Origin of the sequence: Serratia sp. H1w (genome assembly GCF_000633355.1) — a bacterium.
In the GTDB taxonomy this organism is placed as follows: domain Bacteria; phylum Pseudomonadota; class Gammaproteobacteria; order Enterobacterales; family Enterobacteriaceae; genus Chania.
Genome location: NZ_AYMQ01000098.1, coordinates 21,911 through 42,328, shown reverse-complemented (window position 1 = coordinate 42,328; position 20,418 = coordinate 21,911). Strand labels below are relative to the sequence as shown.

Here is a 20,418-nt window from a genome sequence, read left to right as displayed (position 1 = left end):
CCATTTATCGCGCGCGGCATCAAACGCTGCTACGCACGGCATCCATTCTGGGGAACGCGCAGATGCAGTTTAACTGCGTGGACAGAGAGACATTGCTGGATGCGCAACAATACCCGGAAAAGCATCGCGACCTGATTGTCCGTGTCGCCGGTTACAGCGCCTTCTTTGTCGAGCTGTGTCGGGATGTACAAAATGAGATTATCAGCAGGACAACGTTACAGTAAGGAACTTTAGGCGTGAGACGGGCGCTGCGTGCGGCGCCCCCCAATAAATCCCCCACAACCATCCTCCCCATGTGACCCACATCGCACTTCCCGATTTGCGTGATAAAAATCCAGCAAATGTGCGTTTTATCCTGTAACCCTCTGCCGTTATCCACCGACATACTCAGGTTGAGTTTTTTAACGACACCAGCAAACCGCAACCATCCAGAGGCCATTATGACTAAAAAATTTATTGCCCTATGTGCATGCCCAATGGGGCTGGCTCACACCTTTATGGCGGCTGAAGCCTTGTCGGATGCCGCAAAAGCGGCAGGCTACGACGAAATTAAAATCGAAACCCAGGGAGCGGACGGTATCCAGAACCGCCTGACCGCCAAAGATATTGCCGAGGCCGACGTCATCATTCATGCCATCGCCATCACCCCAGAGGATAACGAGCGTTTCGAAGGCCGTGATGTGTATGAAATTTCGCTGCAGGATGCCATTAAAGATGCCGACGGCACCCTGAGCGAAATTGAAGCAATGATCCGCTCCGAGCAGTAATAAAAATAACCGCGTCGGTACAGCAATAAGGTGGATTTATGGCCATTAAAAAACGTAGCGCAGTGACCACCTCGGCGGCCCCTGCGGCCTCTGGGTCAAATGCCGCCGCTTCAGAACCCAGTTTCTGGAGTGAGCTTCCTCAGCACATCATGTCGGGGATCTCGCGCATGATCCCTACGCTGATCATGGGTGGGGTGATCCTCGCGATTTCGCAGCTGATTGCTTATGTCTGGCTGGAACTGCCGCCGGATATGGGCATTCTGGATGCGATGAACTCCGGGAAGGTCACGGGTTTTCATCTGTCATTACTGAAGTTTGCCTATCTGTCTGAATCATTCGGTGGCCTGCTGTTCAGCTTTGCCATCCCGATGTTTGCGGCCTTTGTTGCCAACTCGATCGGCGGCAAACTGGCATTCCCTGCCGGGTTTATTGGCGGCCTGGTCGCTACCCAGCCAACCCTGTTGCTGGCGCTGGATGCCAATACCCTGCAATGGGTCACCACCAAGCCGGTGCCGTCCACCTTTATTGGCGCATTGATTATCTCGATTGCCGCCGGTTATCTGGTGAAGTGGCTTAACAAGAAAGTCCAGCTACCTTCCTACCTGCTGGCGTTTAAAACGACGTTTCTGTTGCCGATCCTGTCCGCCATGTTTGTCATGCTGGCCATGTACTACGTGATCACCCCGCTGGGCGGTTGGATTAACGGTGGGATGCGCACCTTGCTGTTGGCCGCTGGCAATGCCGGTACCATGGCGTATGCGGTAGGGATTTCTGCGGCCACCGCCATCGACCTTGGAGGCCCGATTAACAAAGCCGCCGGCTTTATCGCCTTAAGCTTCACCACCGACCACGTATTGCCGATCACTTCCCGTGCGGTGGCCATTGTCATTCCGCCTATCGGGCTGGGTCTGGCAACCATGATCGACCGCCGGTTGACCGGTAAACGCCTGTTCAGCAGCCAGCTCTACCCGCAAGGTAAGACGGCCATGTTCCTGGCGTTCATGGGGATCAGCGAAGGGGCCATTCCTTTCCTGTTGGAGAACCCGTTAGCTACGCTGCCTGCTTATATGGTGGGGGCTATTGTCGGTTCCAGCACCGCCGTCGCGCTGGGGGCTGTGCAGTGGTTCCCGGAATCCGCAATCTGGGCCTGGCCGCTGGTCACTAATCTCGGCTCATACATGTTCGGCATTCTGGTCGGCGCGGTCATTACCGCATTGATCACCATACTGATCCGTAATTCGATGCATGCCCGCGGCAAACTGACCATCGATTCTATCTAAGCGTTCCGCTGGCGGTGCCCACCGGGTGCTGCCAGCCTGAAGGACAAAATAAGATGAGCCAACTATCGGCAATACGCAGCCTACTGGCCAGCCAGCAATTAGACGCCGTGCTGATTAGCTCACGGCAAAACAAGTTTTGCCATACCGGCCTGCTAAGTTCCTCGGGTTATGTGCTGATCACCGCTCGTTCCCAACACATTATCGTTGATTTCCGTTACTACGCCGAGCTAGCGGCCAAGGCCACGCACTACCAGTTACATTGCAGCGATGCGGCCCATACTCCCTGGCAGATTATCAACCAGATCGTGGCTGCCGAAGAGTTGCAACGGATCGGCTTCGAAGGTAATCACCTGAGCTATGACGAAAGCCAACGCCTCGCCAGCCAACTCGCTGGGTCGTTGCAGTCCACCAATCTTGATGGCCTGCGCCAGATTAAAACGCCGCAGGAAATTGCCACCATCAGGCAGGCCTGCCGCATTGCCGATAACGCCTGTGAACATATTCGCCAGTTTATTCAACCGGGCATGAGCGAGCAGCAGGTTGCCGCCGAGCTGGAGTGGTTTATGCGCCAGCAAGGGGCGGAAAAACCCTCGTTCGACACCATCGTTGCCAGCGGTGTGCGCGGTGCCATGCCGCATGGCAAAGCCTCCGACAAAGTGATTAACGCCGGTGAACTGGTGACGCTGGATTTTGGCGCGCAGTATCAGGGCTATTGCTCGGATATGACCCGTACGTTTTTAGTCGCTGCGGCAGCAACGCCCCACCCGCTGTATGACATCTACCAGATTGTCCTGCAGGCCCAGTTGGCTGCGATTGCCGCAATCCGCCCAGGCGTGTCTTGCCAGGTGGTGGATGCCGCCGCCCGCGATGTGATTAAAGCCCACGGCTACGGTGAACAGTTTGGCCATAATACCGGCCATGCCATCGGCATCGATGTCCATGAAAACCCGCGCTTCTCCCTTAGCGATACCACGCTGTTGCAGGCAGGTATGCTTCTGACGGTAGAACCGGGAATTTATCTGCCCAATCTGGGTGGTGTGCGCATCGAGGACGTCGTGCTGGTCACCGAGAGCGGCTGTGAAGTGTTGTATCAAATGCCGAAAACCTGGCTGACCACCGGTGAGGACCTGCCCCGTGAACATTGAGTTACTGAAACAGTTATCCGAAGCCGATGCGATTGCGGCCTCGGAGCAGGAAGTCCGCCAGATCCTGCTTGAGCATGCACGGCGCTATCAGTTGAAGGTAGAGTTCGACCGTCTGGGATCGGTGCTGATCCGCCTGAACGAATCAACCGGCCCCAAGGTGATGCTCTGCGCCCATATGGATGAAGTGGGCTTTATGGTGCGTAATATCACCAAGGAAGGGGCCGTAGAGGTCATTCCTATCGGCAATGTACGCCAGCTTGCCCGCTTTATGCAGCCGGTGCGCATCACCACGGCGGATGGCCGCAAGCAGCATGGCTTGCTGGATGCCGATTTGGCGGGTGGCGACGCACAAAATATGCGGGTCGATATCGGTGCCAGCAGCGCACAAGAGGTGGCAGACGCCGGAGTGCGCATTGGTGACCGGGTGACCTTCGCTACCTCGTTCCAAAAGCTGGCGGGCGAGTCACGGGTCATGGGCAAAGCGTTCGACGACCGCATCGGTTGCTGGTTATTGATCGAGTTGATGCATGCCTTGCAGCAGCAGCCTGTAGCCTGTGAAGTCTGGCTGGTTGCCTCCTCAAGCGAAGAAGTGGGGATGCGCGGGGGCAAAACCGCGGCCCAGCGCATTAACCCGGATCTGGCGCTGGTACTGGATACCGCCAACTGGTCGAAGAATTTTGACTTTAGCGCCGCCAATCATCGGCAAATCGGCCAAGGGCCGATGCTGGTGATGTATGACAAAAGTCTGCTGCCCTCCCCCCGGCTACTCGGCTTGATTCAGGATACGGCAGCCGAGCAACATATCCCGCTGCAAAGCGATATGTTCAGCAACGGCGGCACCGACGGTGGCACCATCCATTTAACCGGCCAGGGAGTGTCAACCGCCGTGATCGGCGTGCCGACCCGTCATGGCCACTGCGCGGCATCGATAGCGGATATGAACGACTTGTACCATGCCCGGCAGTTGTTGCTGGCCCTGGTTGGCCGTATCGATAGTGAAATTTTTCAGCAACTCACTGACTTTTCTTGCTGAATGCGTTTGTAATAAGGGAGATGAACCATGCTCAAGATAGACTTTCTCTGCCCATTGCCGAATGGCCTGCATGCCCGTCCCGCCTATGAGTTGAAAGAACAGTGCAACCCGTTCGACAGTGAGATTATCTTTATCAACCATCGCTTGCACCAGCAGGCCGATGCCAAAAGCTCCCTGGCGCTGATCGGCACCGGAACATTATTTAACGATCGGTGCAGTTTGCAGATCCAGGGCAACGATGAGGAAAAAGCCTTTCGTTTGCTCGATAGCTATATTCGCCACCGTTTTGCCGACAGCGACAGCGAGCCGGAAGTCCCGACGCTGGTGAACAACACACAACCGCTACCGCCGTCTCTGGCCCGCTTTAATCCACAGTTGATTACTGGCCGTGGCCTGGCTGCGGGAATTGGCCGGGGGATCTTGTTGATCGGCGGCCACGCCAGTTTGGATATTTATCGGACACAGCCCGCCACCGTGCAGGACAAGGTGCTGTTAGAGCACAGCGTGGTAACACTGGCAGAACAGCTTAATGCCCGGCTCGCCAGCCTGGAAGGCCAGAGTAAAACCATCATCAACGCGCATCTCTCCCTGATCCAGGACAAGGAGTTCACCCGCAATATTCTCCAGCACATGGAACAGCTCAAATGCAGCCTGGCAGAAGCGGCGATTGAAAATATGGAGCAGGTCTGCGGCAAGCTGGCGCTGTCGGCCAGTGAGTATCTGCGCGAGCGTGTCTCGGATATTCAGGATATCACTGGGCAATTATTGCAGGTGGCCTATCCCCAGGTGCGGGTGACCGGGACCATTCATTTACAGCGACCAACCATTATTGCGGCCGATGACCTGACCCCCAGCCAGTTTTTGAGCCTCGATAAAACCTTGCTGAGCGGCCTGATCCTGGCAAAAACCGGGCGTACTTCACACACCCTGATCCTGGCCAGGGCTTACAACGTCCCAGTATTAACCGCGATAGAAATTGAGGCGCTCAGATCGTTCGATGGTCAGGAAGTCTTTATCGATGGCGATCGTGGCATCGTCGTCACCGAACCGAATGATGGAGTACGAGGCTACTTCCAAACCGCACTACAGCTGGAGGAAAAACAGCAGAAACGGCTGTTGGATCAGGCTGGCAGACCGGCACAAACCAAAGACGGGCATCTGCTGGGGATTGGTGCCAATATCGGTACCGCCCATGAAGCCCCCGCCGCCTTCAGCTATGGGGCACAATGTATCGGGCTGTTCCGTACCGAAATGTTGTTTATGGATCGTGACCAGGCGCCCGATGAGCAAGAGCAGTTTGAAGCCTATCAGCAGGTGCTGATGAACGCTGGCGATCGTCCGGTGATTTTCCGCACTATGGATATCGGCGGCGACAAGCGCATCAGCTACCTGAATATTCCGCAGGAAGAAAACCCGTATCTGGGCTATCGCGCGGTGCGGATCTATCCCGAGTTTGCCAACCTGCTGCGTGTGCAGTTGCGGGCCATTCTGCGCGCCGCCACTTATGGCTACGCACGTTTGATGATCCCAATGGTGCACTCGCTGGATGAAATCATTTGGCTGAAACAGCAGATTGCCGCCGCCAGTGATTCGCTGAAACAGGAAGGATTGCGCCATGTCGAGCGCATCGAACTGGGCATTATGGTGGAAGTGCCGTCGGTCTGTTTCATCATCGATCACTTCTGTGATGAAGTGGATTTCTTCAGTATCGGCTCCAACGATATGACGCAATATCTGTATGCGGTGGACCGCAATAACCAGCAGGTAGCCCATCTCTATAACCCGATCACCCCGCCGTTCCTGCGGATGCTGAAGCAAGTTATCGACACCGCGCATCTGCGTGAGCGCTGGGTGGGGTTATGCGGCGAACTGGGGGGTGAAACGCGTTACCTGCCTCTACTGCTTGGCCTTGGGCTAGATGAAATCAGTATGAGCGGTGGCCGCATTCCGGCGGTCAAAGAGTTGCTGGGACAACTGCCGTTGGCGACCTGCCAAGCGCTGGCGCTGCAAGCCTGTGAGTGTCGCAATACGGCCGAAATCGAGGCGTTGCTGGATGCGCTGGTGCTGCCCGCAGAGCAAAAAGCGCTGCTGGCGATCGAAAACATCATCATCCCGGCGGAGTTTGCCAATAAGGAACAGGTGATCCAATACCTGTGTGGCAACCTGTATATCAATGGGCGCACCGATCATCCTCAGGAACTGGAAGACGATATCTGGCAACGCGAGGATATTGTTACCACCGGCGTCGGCTTTGGCTTTGCCATTCCCCACACCAAATCATCTCAGGTGAAGCATTCCAGCATCAGCATTGCACGGCTGACGCAGCCGATTGACTGGCAATCGGAAATGGGTGAGGTCGATTTTGTGATTATGCTGACCTTGGGCGCACAGGATGGCGTCAGCCACGTGAAGGTGTTCTCACAGTTGGCCCGCAAGTTGGTGAAGAAGGACTTCCGCGCGGCAATGCGCGAAGCGTCCTGCGCAGAAGGCGTGCTGGCACTGTTGCAAAACGAGTTGGAATTTTAACTAGCTGCGCCGAATAGTATTACATGAGAGAGTCATGCAGAACGCCGACACGCCGTAAACCCGTCCATGGGGGCTCGCAATCGCGCGTCCTGCGCTCAACGGTCGGCTAACCTGCAATGACTCTCCCCTGTCTCAGGCTTTAGATGTAGCGGTTTTAAACGCATTAATCAGGCCGTTCAATGAATGCCGCGCTGCCAGGTTTACAAAAACCGATCGCGGTATTCGCTGGGCGTCATGCCAAATTGCTGTTTGAACTGACGGCAAAAATAGTCGCTATCGCGGAAACCGCAGCGTAGGGCAATCTCATTAATATGCAGATGGTATTTTTGCAGGATCATCTTCGCCTTCCCCAATCGCACCCAACGTAAATAGCTGACGAAATTCATCGTTCCCTCTTCACGAAAAATCCGCGACAAATGATTGGGGGATATTTTAAACAGCGCGGTGATACGGTCGCGGGTGAGGTCGTTGGCGTAATTATCCTGAATATACATGCAGATACTTTTGTATAAAAACTGGCTACGCGTGACCTTATCCGCCAGCGGCGTGGCAATTTGCGCACGGCAAACGAACAGCAGGCTTAAAATCAGATGGCGGCCAATCTGCGGCTCATGGGCTCTGGCGGACAGATAGTTCAGCGCCTGGATAATGTGCTCCAGTTCACCGGCATTCTGCTGCGGCACTTCAATCTGACGCAAGCGCTGGGGGCCCGCCTTGGCCACTCGGTGATCGATCAGTTGAAAGCCTAACCAGGCAGGAGCAAACAGGATACTTAGCAGCAGAACATCTTTTCCCCAGCAGGGCTGATGCCAGCTATGAGCCGGTAACCAAAGGGTGTCGCCGTGCTCCAGCGTGACGGGCCGCTCGCCTTCCCCCCAGATGGGATACTCCCCCCGGAGCACCACTAGCAGGCGAGGAAACGCTATCGTGGCCTCCCCCTGCGGGGCTGGAACGGTCTGACAACCAAAATGACCCGGCTTGATTTCTTGCGCATTGAGCGCCAACCCACTTAATAGCTCGGAAAAAAAGCGCTGTTCTTCTGATGGCATACTATCCCTTTGCGCTGGATGGAGGCTGCGGTCAGTTTATCACCCGCGGTTGAGTATGAACCCGTTAAAGGGTTGGACATCACTTTATGCTGTATTAATAACCACACAACGGCAATGCAGTGCCGCCATTGTAACAATAATTTAACCTCCATATTGACCACTTGGTCAAATTATCTTCGGAGGTATTTACTATGTCTACCACCACTAAACTGAAATATCCCATTATTCTCGTTCATGGCTTCAGTGGCTTTGACAAAGTTGCCGGTATCTATCCTTATTTTTATGGTATTGAGCAAGCATTGGAAAAAGCCGGTGCAACAGTATTCACCGCTGCCATTTCGGCTGAAAATGCTAATGAAGTACGTGGTGAACAGTTACTTAAATTTGTGCAACAAGTGATCTCGGTAACCGGAGCAGAAAAGGTCAATCTGATAGGTCATAGCCAAGGCTCTCTGGCCTGTCGCTATGCCGCAGCAATGCATCCAGAGCAGGTAGCCTCTGTCACCTCAGTGTCTGGCGTGAACTTCGGCTCGGAAATTGCCGAGCTGGTTCGTTTAGCCGTGGAGCCAGGCTCTCTGCCTGAAGCGTTGGCTGGCACAGTGATGGATGCCGTTGGTTCATTCCTCTCCCTTATTACCGGCCACCCCTGTTTACCGCAAGACAGTGTCGCGGCACTGGATGCACTGACCAGCGAAGGCGTGGCCAGGTTTAATGCCAAATATCCGCAGGGTTTGCCAAACACATGGGGGGGCGAAGGTAAAGAAGTGGAGAACGGCGTCTATTATTACTCCTGGGGCGGGATCATTAACTACAACCCGCTTGATCAGGGTCTCAATAACCTTGACCCACTGCATGCAGCGCTGGTGGCTCTGTCACTTCTGTTCACCAAGGAACGCTGGCAGAATGATGGATTGGTCGGGCGCTACAGTATGCACCTGGGTAAAGTTATCCGTTCCGATTATTCCATGGATCATGCCGATGCTATTAATCAAACCGCGGGTATGGTCACGCCCGACGCCGACCCGATTACACTGTTTGTTGAGCACGTTGCACGTTTAAAATCGAAAGGGTTATAAAGGTGGCCCGAGGTGAGTTGTTCAGAAAACACCCTGAGCCAAAAGGTTAATTAATGTGCCGGTGCGAATGAAAATGCCCGGCACCACTGCTGCAAGCGGTGATTCCTGTCACATAACGGTCGTTATACCCGCTATCCAGCATCAAAAGCTAAAACTCAATCATCGAATAAACTATAGGCTATTCAAGGAGATAATCATTATATTTGGATGAAATACATTGCTATAAGGAAGTTTAAATGAAAAAGCTGAATTTAATAACGGTTTCGGTCTGTGCCGGTTTGAGCATATTGGGTTACTCCTCTTTTTCCGCTGCACAGGAGAAACTCGACAATCAAAAAGAGCTAAAGATTATCAGCTACAATGCTTACTGGGGAATGAAGTCTGATAAATCAGAAGGGAAACAAAAATTTATTGCATGGGCCAAAAAGCAGGATGCCGATATTATCGCCTGGCAGGAAATGAACCATTTCACCCGAGGATCCTTAGAAAAGTTTGCAGCCAGCTATGGGCACAACTATGCGGTGTTGCTCAAAGAGTCTGACGACCCTACCAACGACGAATTCTTCCCGACCGCAATCACCTCCAAATATCCGATCGTCAACGTTAATAAACAGGTAGATAACCTGTGGCACGGCGCACTCTTTGCCGATGTGGGTAAATACCACTTTGTTGTCACCCATATGAATCCGTTCTGGACCTCAAAACGCATCGATGAGATGGAACTGATCCTGGACTCGATCAAGTTCAGCAACGATCCAAACGGCAAATGGATTATCGCCGGCGATCTCAACTCCTTCTCCCCTCTGGATAAAAGTGGCTATAACGAAAGCGTGATGGCCAAGGATCTGGCGGAAAAAGAGCAGGCCCGGCCGATCCTGCATAACCTGGTCAACGGCAAGATGGACTATACCGTGCAGCAAAATATCCTGGATCGCGGTTACGTTGACGTGCTGAAACATAAATACCCGTCGACCTTTGTCGCCACCGCACCAACCAAGATCTTCTACGACCAGGCCAAGACCCCGCTGCGCTATAATTATATTTATGTTTCCCCAGCCATGAAGAACGATCTGGTGGACGTCAAAGTGCTTAAGGATGATTTTACCGATCAATACTCCGACCATTATCCGGTCGAGATGACGATAAAAAATAACTAAAGAGAAATCCCCTCGCCCTCAGCGAGGGGGAAACACCGCTACAAGCTGGCAATTTCTTCAAGCGACACCATTCGGGTTTCGACCCCAAAGACCAGAATGATCATTGAACAGAGCACCAGCAAGCCCCCCAACACCACGAAAACCGTAACCGAACCATAATGCGTTAATAGCGCGGCGACGCCATAGGGGGTAAACACCGCGATAATTCGCCCAATGGAATTGACAAAGCCTGAACCGCGCAACCGCATATGCGTTGGCCAAAGTTCGGGAATATATACCGCAGACGAGAAGCAAACATACATATACAGGAAGAAAATCATCAACAAACCATAACAGATAATGCCGTAGTCGGTTTGTTGAATAGAGTAACAATAGCCCAGCACGGCGATAATAAGCAACAGGCTGGAACCAAACCACTTGCGGGGGAACTTGTCGATAATCAACGCGGCGACAAAAATCCCGGCCGGTGCGCCGATCATGATAACGGCGGTCATAAAAATAGACTGGGTCACATCAATGCCCGAGTTGACAAAAATAGTGGGGATCCAAACGGTGATGGTATACAGCGAGATGTTCATGGCGATCAATACGGTAATAGCGACCAGGGTTCGGCGCAGCATTCTCCCTTTAAACAGCATCCAGAAAGAGTCTGGTGCCGTTTTTAGCGCTGACAGATTGGCCGTAACCAGCGGCAGTTCCAATACCTGTTTTTTCTCCTGCTCTATCCCGCATTCTATCGCCAGCAGGCTGGCCTCCGCCTGGTCTTGTTTACCTTTACCGGTCAACCACCTCGGCGACTCAATAAAATAGTTGGCAGAAAGCACCCACAGAATGAGCATAGCGGCACCGCCCAACAGGAACATCAACCGCCAACTGAGAAAGGTGATAACCACCACGCCAATTGCCGCCGACAGCAAAGGTGCCCAGTTACCCACAAAGGAGAGCCTGGCTGACCACTTCCCGCGGATCCTCGCCGGGATAAACTCGGTGAAGGAGGCGTAACCGACCATGATTAGCGCCCCCATGCCGATCCCCATCAGGCAGCGGAAGAAGATCAGCCACAGCATATCCGGAGCAAAGGCGGCAGCGCTGGCCGACAGGGCAACAATCAGCAAGTTGATACGAAATGCCTTGCGACGGCCCAGACAGTCGCCAACAAAGCCCCCCGCCAGGGAACCAATGAAATAGCCTAACATCATGGCTGAGGTAAAAGTGGCATTGAGATAGTTGTTCGACCAACCGTTGCTCACCAACTTGGCCAACACCACGTTGCCGGAATAGCTTAAAAAACCGGTGGCTAACAGGCTCATGCCAATAATGCCAAAAATTTTAAAGTGGAAGGAAGCTAAAGGTAATCTATCGAGCCGCGCTCCAATTGCATCGTTATTAATCATTATTATGCCTTATGGTTTAACCTGGTGAAGTGACCACTTTTTAGATATGAAAACAGCGCGATCAGCAAAGTTTAAACAGACGATTTTTTATAATGAATATTCTGGCGCACGCTGAATGAGATTCAACTCAGCAAATAGAAGATTATTTCTATCGTTAGCCAATATGAGGCCGCACACTAATGTGCGCCTCGCAACAATCGAATAATAATTAATATCAACACACCCCGAACACGGCCAGCTTAGAATATCAGCTGAATGCCTTTTTCATTGCACAGTGCAGTCCACTTGGCGCTGGGTTTTCTATCGGTAATGATGTAGTTGATATGCTCAAGCTCTACCAACCGTACAAAGGCTTTGCGGTCGAACTTGGAGTGGTCGATCAGCAGCGCGACCTCGGTCGATTGCCTGATCATGGTCTTCTTGATTTCCGCCTCGGCTTCATTCGAATCAAGCGCACCATTTTGAATATCCAGCCCTTTACAACTCATCACCATAATATCTACATGATACTTGCTGATGACCTCTTTGGTGATCCGGCCCTGTAGTGAGAGGGTATTTTTATTAAATTCACCACCGGTAGAAACCACTTTAATCTCAGACTGCGCGAGTTCATGAAAAGCTTCTGATGAATTAGTCAGTAGCGTCAGGTCGCTTCTGTCCTTCAGCAGCTTTAGCAGCTCCATCACCGTGGTGCTGGAGTCGGCGGCCATGGTGGTTTTATTTTTAATAAAGGGCAATGCCTTCAAGGCGATGACCTTTTTCTCTTCCAGGCAATACTTGGCCCGTTTATAAAAATGTAAGTTATCCGACAGGCTATTGGCATTTAACACCGCGCCGCCGTACGTTCTCGTGACAACCCCTTCGGCTTCAAGTTTTTCCAGATCGCGACGGATCGTTTCTTCGGTCACCTGAAAAAGCGTACTTAAGTGGGCAACGGTAACCTTCTTATCGTTGGTTACCATTTGCTTAATTGTCTGAAGGCGATCTCTGGCTGACACGTGTTTACCCCTGTTTAAGTCCATTAGATAACAAGCCAATAAGTATGCCATACGCTATCTTTGGTATCAAAGATAACCATTTGAAACACAGTTTATTATGTTGATTCAGAGGTAAACCGGATCATTAATCGCGCTTAACCCAATGCTTCAGCCATGTTTCTCATCAAGAGAATATCCTCGGCGGCCAGATTGATCTCTGCCGCTGCAACATTCTCTTTGACCTGCTGCGGCGATGTGGCACCGCTGAGAATGGAGATATATTCGCTCTGGGCCAGGATCCATGCCAACGCCAGCGTCGGTACCGAGCACTGGTATTTGTCACAGAGGGGTTGCCACTGCTCCAGCATATCAATCACCTTGCCCATCCTCCCCGGCTGGAACCACTCCTTATTGGCACGCGCGCCGGTTGGCACATAATCCCTGGCGATCGTTCCCGTCAGCAAGCCCTGCTCAAGCGGTGAATACACCTGCAACACTATGCCGTTTTTAACGCACAGCGGCAGCAGATCTTGTTCAATCTGTCGGTCCAGGATGCTGTACTTGGCCTGGACGATATCCAGATCGCCATATTGCAGATAGCTTTCCACATGCTGAATATCCACGTTGGCAGCACCGATAGAACGGATCTTGCCCTCTTTCTTGAGCTCATTGAGTGCGCCTATGGTCTCAGAAATAGGCGTAAAACAAGGCTCGACGGATTGCCAATGGGTCATATAGATATCGATATAGTCAGTACCCAGGCGCTTGAGGCTAACCTCGACTTCTTCCCGGATCGATTCCGACGTCAGGTTCTTATACAGCTGGCGGTCACCCACCTTGTTAAACAGGCTGCCTTGGCGTTCCCAAACGATCCCGCACTTGGTTTCGACAATAATCTGGTCGCGATTTAATTTTTTTAATGCCTTACCGACGATAACTTCACTATTGCCGAAGTTATAGCCGGGAGCGGTATCGATAAGATTAATGCCGCAGTGATAGGCCTCTTCGATCGTATCAAGGCACACCTGGGTATCCAGATCGCCACTCCAGGCCGGGCCGCCACCAATGGCCCAGGTACCTAGCCCCATTTGCGATATCTTTAAGCCGGTTTTACCTAGCGGTATCATTTTCATTAATTCATTCTCCCTTATAGCTGCGTAATTGTGCTTCAACCTGTGCTCGATTTCTGACGCCGGTGGTTGCACCGACGCTTTGCACCGAAACGGCCGCCGTCGCATTAGCCAGGCGCGCACATTCAAGCAGCGATTGGCCGGTCAAAATGCCTGAAATAAACCCGGAGGCAAAGTTATCACCGGCGCCGATAGTATCGATGGCCTTGATCCCCTGCACCGCAGGGACCGTTAATAAGCACTCACTATTTTTGATATAACAGCCTTGCCTACCGGTTTTGATCACCACCGTTTTCACCCCGCATGCCAGGAAACGGTCGGCAATGGCGGCAAGTTCACTTTCCCCCGTCAGCAGACAGGCTTCTTCATAGTTCGGGAACAGATAGTCGACTTAGCTCAAGGCGGTGCGGATATCGTCCAGCGTTTCATTCAGCCTGGGCTTGATCATGTCTGCACAGATAATCAGGTGCTGCTGTTTGGCCTTGGCAAAGATTGACTCCAGCGCCTTACCGTCTAGCCGCGGGCTGTTAAAAATACTGGCCAGCGATAACAGCCGTGCCTGACTAAACCTGGAGCAGTCAATATCATCAATATTGAGCTGCCATAGGCTGCCGTTGCGGTTGGTGACAAAAGTGCGTTCACCATCTGCGGTCACCAAGCCAACGTTAATCGAAGTATCGATGCCGGCATCCTGCTTGAGGCTTTGGATATCAATGCCTTCCCGTTGACATGCCGCCAGAATAAACTGCCCTGGCGCATCATCACCGATTTTGCTGATCAACGCCGTTTTGTGCCCCAAGCGGCTAATGATGGTCGCTTCGTTAATCGCATCACCGCCAATGGTCATGGCAATCCGCTCAAGCGGATAATGTAGCGCGGCGGCCAATTTTGCATAGATTTGCAGGTGATTTTGCATAGGCCACGGCCGCCAGGCGCTATGCAAAATCAAATGCAATAAAGTTATTCAAGAAGCTTGAACCGCCAGGAGCAATACAACTCTGTATACTCCAGGCCAGCAATACCTTTAACCTTGATGAATCCACCATCACCGGTTACTTCGGTTACGATGTACCTTTCCCCTTCATTCAGTTCGATGGCGCTGACATCGGAAACGCAGACCACCAGATCATCAATTTTCATGTTCACCTCTAACAGCTAACCAGTTTAAGTGAGTGAATAGTGAAGCTGTCACCGCTCCCAATGTTATCGGCGTTAAACCTCAAGCGGAGATAAAACGCGCTCTTTGGTGTTGCCCATATTGTGCCCGAACTACCTCGGACGTTTGATGCTCCTACGGGGATCGATGTAGTGCCGCTGGTTGAGTTGTCCGTTATCAACCCAACAGAGGTTGCGCCTGTCATGCGGACAGCTTGGGTACAAATGAGTTTTTGCACAAACACACTACTTAAAGATGATGTATTAGAACCAAACCATTCAACGCCGATTTGGGTATGTCCGATAATAGGGATGAAAAAGTCCAATCCCTTACTGCCGCCTGGGTTCACAGATGACGTTAGTGTGATCGAACCATCAGCATTAATTACTGACGAAAGCCCCGTCCCAGTAACAACATACTCAACAGAGGAAACTCCAGGCGCTTTAAGTGAGCCGTCAGCATCATAAAGCGCAATTGCCTTGGCGGCATCATTCGTAAAGTTAATATTGGTTTTCAAATAGGGCATGTTAGATAAAACACAGGATGAAATATTAATACCATCTGAAATAATATCAATGTCTTTCAAGGTCACCTGATTAGGTGCGTACTGCTTAAATAAATTTTATTTGGTTGTTGTATTTAACCTAATTGCAGCAAGACCACTAACAACAGCGTGAGTATTTGGTCCTTTAAAATCGATAAAAGGTAATGTACGGTATGAGAACTCAATGTGCGAGTTAATTTCCATGAATCCGCGCGTGATAACTGCCGCACCATCACAATAATCCATGGAGCCTTTATGCCAGTAAATTTTACCGTCCGGATTATCGAGTAAAAAGGCATATCCACCATTTTGGAAGATGCAACTATCAAAAGAGAATCGCTCATAGGTATCTGGCTGGGCGGTTATGTTCATCCAATGATTACAGCTATTGCACCCGCTGGCATACCATACCCAACCCCAACCGCCTGTCCCATTGCTGTATACCGTATTAAAACCTTTGAATTGGCAGTTAAACACTGTTTGTAACGCCGCTGGGTTATTGTTCGCATCGCCAGTTGTATTTATGCCATAAAGTAAATCGACTACTTTGCCATCAGAAGTAAACATCAAATCCTTAAGCACGGGCGTTGTTTTATTGGTGTAAGAAGCCAGTGCGGTTCCAGTTGAGCTGGTCAGCATAAATGCATAACCAGTTAAATACACGCCAGCAGGATCAACATAGACAGTCCCTGGACCTTGCAGGGCAACCTTGCTAGCGTCAAATGTTCGCGTTGAGGCTATTTTTAAATTACCGTTCAAGTGCAAAATAGCTTTGGTTGTCACGCCATTGGCTGTTGTGCTGAATTTAGCAGCAACGTCGAGTAATTGCTGAAACCTTGCGGAAATATCAACTAATCCAGTTGTATCAATACCGGACCACTCCACATAAAGGTCATGTAAAATCTTTCGTTTCCAGCGCATACCATTAGATAGAACAACACAGGTAAAGCCATCATCATCACTGGTGGTTGAGTCAGATGCATCATAATAAAAATATCCACTCCCATTATCTTTATCGCTAGTATGCGCCGCGACATCTATTTTTTGCCCATCAAAGGTCGGTGTAATAGTTCTAAGTTGCGCTATATTTTTACACCGCCCGATGTGTTTTAGACCATCGGGTGCAGCAAACATACGCGTTAAGTTTAGGGTTACCTTGATAATTTCATCATCAACATACTTCCTACTTGCAATGACAATATCATCATTTACAATCAGCTCTAGTGCGGCAACATTATCTATTACAAGAATGATTTGAATATAGAGTTGCTTACCTGAACCCGATGTTGGTAACGGTTTGATAGTATCAGGATAATTACCGATGGCTATTAAATCACCTGAATCATCAAACAATCCTATCTCGCGAACAGTCCACCCACCAACTGTCGAAGGGACTATACCTTCAGCCAATACATGATTGGCTGCATCCTCGACATCACGTAAATCATTAATGCCACCGCGCCAAGTTTCACGCTTAAGCTGAGTCTGATCTACTGTTGGTTGGTAATACTGCCCATTACCATCACCGACTGCAATTGTCGTGATTTTTACCGGGATTTCGGTAATTATGGCTTGGGCAAGTTTTTCAGTCCCGACCGTTGTTAATATTGAATAGTACATATTGTTAGCCATAATTTTTCTCTATAGTGCTTTCGGGTAAATAGTCGTAAACTCGCCACCGACACCGCCAGTGGTGTAAATTGGATTTAACCTGGTATGAATTGATATCATTTCAGTCATGGTAATTACACGCCCATACTGCCCCATAACGTCATGCGGGGATTTTAGCGTATCTAACAATAATGTCCCCGTAGTATTAACGCCGGGCAATTCATTAGCATTGTTGATTAGCTCAATCAACGTGGCCGGGTCAAAATCAACGCGATATAATTCTACAATCACGCTATCGCCTTGCTCGGCTAGGTTTATCCCTTCATAACGCACGGCCACTTCGAGTGGGTCGTGGGTATAAATAGCCGTGTTAGCACTGCCTGAGTGTTTATAATGCACTGTAAGCGGTTTTATGTTAGGGGCTTTTAAAAACTCTATAGCACCCCACATCGCGTCAACGGTATAATCCAAGCCCAACGTTAGACCTGGAATTAAAACATCCCACACGCCGGGATAATCCAGTGTGTAGCGGTCACCGGCATTAATGACTCCTGTAAATGTCGTGTTTGCTTTCTTTGCTGACACTTGTTCATGAATGCCATGCAAATAAACAGACAGGTTTTCACTGATAATCTCATGCCAAACCGCAGTTAGCGTGGCTGACTCGGCTATTTTATGTCGTTGTACTAAACCACGCTTTCCGCCCTGGCTAATATGTTTGCTTTTATAATCTGCTGTTAACGCAATATTCAGGCTTGAAACGTCACCCACCCAGCGCCAGGCACCAGGACGTCCATCATTGGTGCGTGGTGCAATGAATAGTTTCCCCTGCCCGTAATAGTACGTTTCATTTTTCATAGGGCCGCTCCGATTTCCTCAAAAATGGAAATGTAGCCTGGTGGTAACTGCACGCTGTAGGATTGCAGCGAGTCTAAACCATCACGGGTAGCCGCTAGCGTTACCGTGTGTGGAGTGAGGTTCAGTAATCCAAGTGGATCCGAAATAGTAAGATAAGGTATATCAACCGAGTTTTCGACAGTGGTCGTTTCCCAGGCGATTGCACCATCTTCATCAAGCACCGTAACATGATATTCAACGCCGGTTTCTGGTCCGATATTTCCAAAGGTGCAATCAATTAATTGCTCGGCTTGCATTCTTCTATCACGGTGCGCCCAACTCAATAAATAACTGTCGGACTTCTCAACCGATGCAGGGTAATCTATGCCATTAAATTGAATGCGCCCTGGTAAGTAGGGGCGACGTGCTCGATTATTCATGGTGATGGAATCAACCGGCGCATCGTCCGCAGATAGTAATGCGGAGCTGGTACGGGTGCGCATACGTGCATCAATAATTAATCCGCTCCACCAAGCTGAACCACTAAAGCCATTATAGTTTTGATAGAACCATATCATGGTCCCTTCCAAATGGAGGCGAGGCTGTGTATCAACACAACCCCGGCCAAAAGTGATCGCGCCGGTTAATGGATCGAATGCATCAATGCGCACCAGTTCGTCGCCTAATAAGGCCGCACTACCGGATACTATTAACCCCCAGTCCTGGGTTAGTCCGGTGATATAGGTATCCGATTCTAATATTGCCAGGTCAGCGGATAGACGGCCGAACGGCGTAAAATTACCGACGCCCTGGACGGTATATTCCTCTGGTGCAATCCTGGCCTCTAATTGGTAATTGAGGGCAAGACTGGTTGGTCGTGCGCCAAGTGATACCAGGTAGCCGCTAGAGTCCTCATCATTAACCACCGTACTGTTGAAGCCTGGTAGCATCAGGTCGCGGTAGCTGGCCTCATAGAGCTGGTGATAGGGAACCGGGCGCGGGGTGGTGTCGGGCGGTGTCCAGTTTGGGTTTTGCGGCTGCGACATCCCCGATACAGGCAACCCGAAAACGTCTTGTGTGGCGGTGACCGTCACTGTACCCGCTGATAATGTGCCGTAGTCGATACTGATAACACGTAGCACGACGCTCTCGATCCCGCGCTCCGGGGCTTTAATAATAAATACCCCGGCAGGCTCCAGGGCGTAGCCGCGACGGTCTAAACGTACACTGTAACGACGAATGCCTGACGTATTGGCCCGCACATCACGCGCGGCCACGCGGTGAGCCAGGTCGGCGGTAGGTATTCCAGGGTAATCAGTCTTGGTGCTAATAACAGTTCCAGCGGCACGGATCGCACCGATATTACGCTCACGAACCTGGCGCGGAGTATTATCAATCGGGCTTTGGAAAGTAACGATCACCTCGTTGGCTGTGATGTTACCCGATGACGTGCTGTCCTCATCAATGCCGAGTAGGCCGCTCATCGCGTCGAACGTCGGCAAAGTATTAACGTCATAGTCATCACGGATTAATTGAAGTGTGAGCAAGCCCGTTTTACGGCTAATAAACTGGGCACCACCGATGTGATTAAGGACAGATTGGATAAACTCGCTAACGGTGCCCGAACGACTCCAGCGCAGGCACAACCCAAACCCCTCGTTAAACAACGTTTGAGCGGCTTTTAAATAGACATTATGGTCCAGCCTGGTGCGATCAATAGTGCGGCCCCAGTCGCGGTTTGTGTTGCACTGGAACAAGATATGCGCCGGATTAGCGGCATGGATCCCCGCGCCGGTTTCGTCGTTCGGATCAGTAAGCGGTATCACGGCAAGGCCAGGCTCCCAAACCTCGCCGTCCCAACCTTTAAGATTACGACGAACGCGCACGTCCCAGGCTTTCGGATAGGGGTTGTTACAGCAAATCAGACCGGTATAGAACAATGTCACCATACGGCGGAATGCAGGCACAATACCGCCCAGGCGGTTAACGATATTCATGTTGATAGGCTGATCGTCCTCGCCCATCATCACGTCCAGGCTACCCCGGATCCCACCTTCCATCGACTCACCACCAAACAGTTCGGGCTGGTCAATATAGATTTCTGTCGATTGGGTTACGCTCCCGCTCCAGGCGGTACGCTCGCCCACCTTGATCTCGACGATTTCATCGACCGTTCCGGCACATATTCCCATATGAACGGACATATAATACCGATGCCCGACCGTCTGAGAGCCACCACCGCCACCGCCGCCCATTTATTTGCTCTCCGGTTGAGGGTTTGCCCTGGCGAACTCCACCAGATGGATCGCCAGGGCATCGCCGGTGGCCACTAACGTGCTGGCCGTGACGCCCGTCGTCATTAGTGCCCGATAATCGATGCCATAACGGGCGCAGAACGCGCGGGTCTTATCAACGCAGTAACCGCGCCCAACCACGCCCCAGCTCGGGACGTGATGCAAGTGCCAAGGGCCAACAAGGAGCAGATCGTCATTCATCACTTTTTGCCCCCGCCAGACTTGGTTATTGGCTGAACGCTAAAATTACCCAGGCCGATCACTGTCCAATCCGAGCACCAGGAGTCGCCAAAAATCACCATTTGCGGGGTGCCTTCTTCTGCCTGGGGAAAGTCGAAATCATCCATTGTTGCCGCCGCTGCCTGGTTTCCCTGGGCTTTTGGGGCGGTGACCACGCTAATGATGTAACTCACAACCAGAATTGCGATTTGTACCCACATAG

19 protein-coding genes and 1 pseudogene are annotated in these 20,418 nt (G+C 51.2%); 8 read left to right on the top strand and 12 right to left on the bottom strand.

Translation table 11 applies throughout. The features are described from left to right. The 6 genes from U869_RS0121975 to ptsP form a co-directional block, all read left to right on the top strand. On the top strand, positions 1–224 hold a 224-nt coding region (locus tag U869_RS0121975; RefSeq protein WP_025122448.1), incomplete at its 5' end, for a glycine radical domain-containing protein. Between the two features lie 216 nt (positions 225–440). Then, the gene (locus U869_RS0121970) at positions 441–767 is read left to right on the top strand and encodes a PTS fructose transporter subunit IIB (RefSeq protein WP_025122447.1); all 327 of its coding nucleotides are present in this window, start codon (positions 441–443) and stop codon (positions 765–767) included. A 38-nt stretch (positions 768–805) separates the two neighbouring features. Further along, the gene (locus tag U869_RS0121965; protein WP_025122446.1) at positions 806–2,047 is read left to right on the top strand and encodes a PTS fructose transporter subunit IIC; all 1,242 of its coding nucleotides are present in this window, start codon (positions 806–808) and stop codon (positions 2,045–2,047) included. A 53-nt stretch (positions 2,048–2,100) separates the two neighbouring features. After that, a complete protein-coding gene (gene ypdF, locus U869_RS0121960) occupies positions 2,101–3,192 on the top strand; it encodes an aminopeptidase (protein ID WP_025122445.1) in 1,092 nt (363 codons plus the stop codon). Further along, positions 3,182–4,225 (top strand): aminopeptidase, encoded by a 1,044-nt coding sequence (ypdE, locus tag U869_RS0121955; protein ID WP_025122444.1) that lies wholly within the window; start codon positions 3,182–3,184, stop codon positions 4,223–4,225. Before ypdF ends, ypdE begins: the two co-directional genes overlap by 11 nt. A gap of 27 nt (positions 4,226–4,252) precedes the next feature. After that, positions 4,253–6,751: a phosphoenolpyruvate--protein phosphotransferase gene (gene ptsP / locus U869_RS0121950; protein WP_025122443.1), complete on the top strand. Its 2,499-nt coding sequence runs from the start codon at positions 4,253–4,255 to the stop codon at positions 6,749–6,751. A 200-nt stretch (positions 6,752–6,951) separates the two neighbouring features. Here ptsP and U869_RS0121945 read toward each other — a convergent pair whose 3' ends face one another. Then, positions 6,952–7,800 (bottom strand): AraC family transcriptional regulator, encoded by an 849-nt coding sequence (locus U869_RS0121945; RefSeq protein WP_025122442.1) that lies wholly within the window; start codon positions 7,798–7,800, stop codon positions 6,952–6,954. A gap of 191 nt (positions 7,801–7,991) precedes the next feature. Between U869_RS0121945 and U869_RS0121940 the strand changes: the two genes are divergently transcribed. Together U869_RS0121940 and U869_RS0121935 are read left to right on the top strand one after the other, a co-directional pair. Then, positions 7,992–8,876 carry a triacylglycerol lipase gene (locus U869_RS0121940; protein WP_025122441.1) on the top strand — a complete coding sequence of 295 codons (885 nt, stop codon included), beginning with the start codon at positions 7,992–7,994 and terminating at the stop codon, positions 8,874–8,876. Between the two features lie 236 nt (positions 8,877–9,112). Continuing rightward, a complete protein-coding gene (locus tag U869_RS0121935) occupies positions 9,113–10,033 on the top strand; it encodes an endonuclease/exonuclease/phosphatase family protein (protein WP_025122440.1) in 921 nt (306 codons plus the stop codon). Between the two features lie 38 nt (positions 10,034–10,071). Here U869_RS0121935 and U869_RS0121930 read toward each other — a convergent pair whose 3' ends face one another. The 11 genes and pseudogenes from U869_RS0121930 to U869_RS0121885 form a co-directional block, all read right to left on the bottom strand. After that, entirely contained in the window at positions 10,072–11,427 is a 1,356-nt protein-coding gene (locus tag U869_RS0121930) for an MFS transporter (RefSeq protein ID WP_025122439.1), read from the bottom strand. 239 nt (positions 11,428–11,666) lie between these two features. Next, positions 11,667–12,425 carry a DeoR/GlpR family DNA-binding transcription regulator gene (locus U869_RS0121925; protein WP_025122438.1) on the bottom strand — a complete coding sequence of 253 codons (759 nt, stop codon included), beginning with the start codon at positions 12,423–12,425 and terminating at the stop codon, positions 11,667–11,669. Positions 12,426–12,559: 134 nt separating this feature from the next. Continuing rightward, positions 12,560–13,537 carry an aldo/keto reductase gene (locus tag U869_RS0121920; protein WP_025122437.1) on the bottom strand — a complete coding sequence of 326 codons (978 nt, stop codon included), beginning with the start codon at positions 13,535–13,537 and terminating at the stop codon, positions 12,560–12,562. Between the two features lie 4 nt (positions 13,538–13,541). Further along, positions 13,542–14,402: pseudogene (locus U869_RS30180) on the bottom strand (carbohydrate kinase family protein); the annotation flags it as partial. Positions 14,403–14,494: 92 nt separating this feature from the next. Further along, positions 14,495–14,674, bottom strand: a complete 180-nt coding sequence (locus U869_RS0121910) for a hypothetical protein (protein WP_025122436.1) — start codon at positions 14,672–14,674, stop codon at positions 14,495–14,497. Between the two features lie 8 nt (positions 14,675–14,682). Beyond that, complete coding sequence (locus tag U869_RS32260; RefSeq protein ID WP_157834754.1) at positions 14,683–15,276, bottom strand: hypothetical protein; 594 nt, start codon at positions 15,274–15,276, stop codon at positions 14,683–14,685. A 36-nt stretch (positions 15,277–15,312) separates the two neighbouring features. Next, positions 15,313–16,866, bottom strand: coding sequence for a phage tail protein (locus U869_RS30175; protein WP_025122435.1), 1,554 nt, complete (start codon positions 16,864–16,866; stop codon positions 15,313–15,315). Between the two features lie 9 nt (positions 16,867–16,875). Beyond that, the gene (locus U869_RS0121900; protein ID WP_025122434.1) at positions 16,876–17,703 is read right to left on the bottom strand and encodes a hypothetical protein; all 828 of its coding nucleotides are present in this window, start codon (positions 17,701–17,703) and stop codon (positions 16,876–16,878) included. Next, positions 17,700–19,937, bottom strand: a complete 2,238-nt coding sequence (locus U869_RS0121895; protein WP_025122433.1) for a hypothetical protein — start codon at positions 19,935–19,937, stop codon at positions 17,700–17,702. The genes U869_RS0121900 and U869_RS0121895 overlap by 4 nt, the downstream gene beginning before the upstream one ends. After that, positions 19,938–20,177: a hypothetical protein gene (locus U869_RS0121890; protein ID WP_025122432.1), complete on the bottom strand. Its 240-nt coding sequence runs from the start codon at positions 20,175–20,177 to the stop codon at positions 19,938–19,940. Beyond that, on the bottom strand, positions 20,177–20,416 hold the full coding sequence (locus tag U869_RS0121885; protein ID WP_025122431.1) for a hypothetical protein: 240 nt from the start codon (positions 20,414–20,416) through the stop codon (positions 20,177–20,179). The genes U869_RS0121890 and U869_RS0121885 overlap by 1 nt, the downstream gene beginning before the upstream one ends. Positions 20,417–20,418: the final 2 nt, after the last annotated feature.

Coding starts and splice junctions, on each gene's coding strand:
- ypdF (WP_025122445.1), top strand. CDS start 2,101: ATGAGCCAACTATCGGCAATACGCAGCCTACTGGCCAGCCAGCAATTA.
- U869_RS30175 (WP_025122435.1), bottom strand. CDS start 16,866: ATGGCTAACAATATGTACTATTCAATATTAACAACGGTCGGGACTGAA.
- U869_RS0121930 (WP_025122439.1), bottom strand. CDS start 11,427: ATGATTAATAACGATGCAATTGGAGCGCGGCTCGATAGATTACCTTTA.
- U869_RS0121910 (WP_025122436.1), bottom strand. CDS start 14,674: ATGAAAATTGATGATCTGGTGGTCTGCGTTTCCGATGTCAGCGCCATC.
- U869_RS0121895 (WP_025122433.1), bottom strand. CDS start 19,937: ATGGGCGGCGGTGGCGGTGGTGGCTCTCAGACGGTCGGGCATCGGTAT.
- U869_RS0121900 (WP_025122434.1), bottom strand. CDS start 17,703: ATGAAAAATGAAACGTACTATTACGGGCAGGGGAAACTATTCATTGCA.
- U869_RS0121970 (WP_025122447.1), top strand. CDS start 441: ATGACTAAAAAATTTATTGCCCTATGTGCATGCCCAATGGGGCTGGCT.
- U869_RS0121920 (WP_025122437.1), bottom strand. CDS start 13,537: ATGAAAATGATACCGCTAGGTAAAACCGGCTTAAAGATATCGCAAATG.
- ptsP (WP_025122443.1), top strand. CDS start 4,253: ATGCTCAAGATAGACTTTCTCTGCCCATTGCCGAATGGCCTGCATGCC.
- U869_RS0121940 (WP_025122441.1), top strand. CDS start 7,992: ATGTCTACCACCACTAAACTGAAATATCCCATTATTCTCGTTCATGGC.
- U869_RS0121885 (WP_025122431.1), bottom strand. CDS start 20,416: ATGTGGGTACAAATCGCAATTCTGGTTGTGAGTTACATCATTAGCGTG.
- U869_RS0121935 (WP_025122440.1), top strand. CDS start 9,113: ATGAAAAAGCTGAATTTAATAACGGTTTCGGTCTGTGCCGGTTTGAGC.
- U869_RS0121965 (WP_025122446.1), top strand. CDS start 806: ATGGCCATTAAAAAACGTAGCGCAGTGACCACCTCGGCGGCCCCTGCG.
- U869_RS0121945 (WP_025122442.1), bottom strand. CDS start 7,800: ATGCCATCAGAAGAACAGCGCTTTTTTTCCGAGCTATTAAGTGGGTTG.
- U869_RS0121890 (WP_025122432.1), bottom strand. CDS start 20,177: ATGAATGACGATCTGCTCCTTGTTGGCCCTTGGCACTTGCATCACGTC.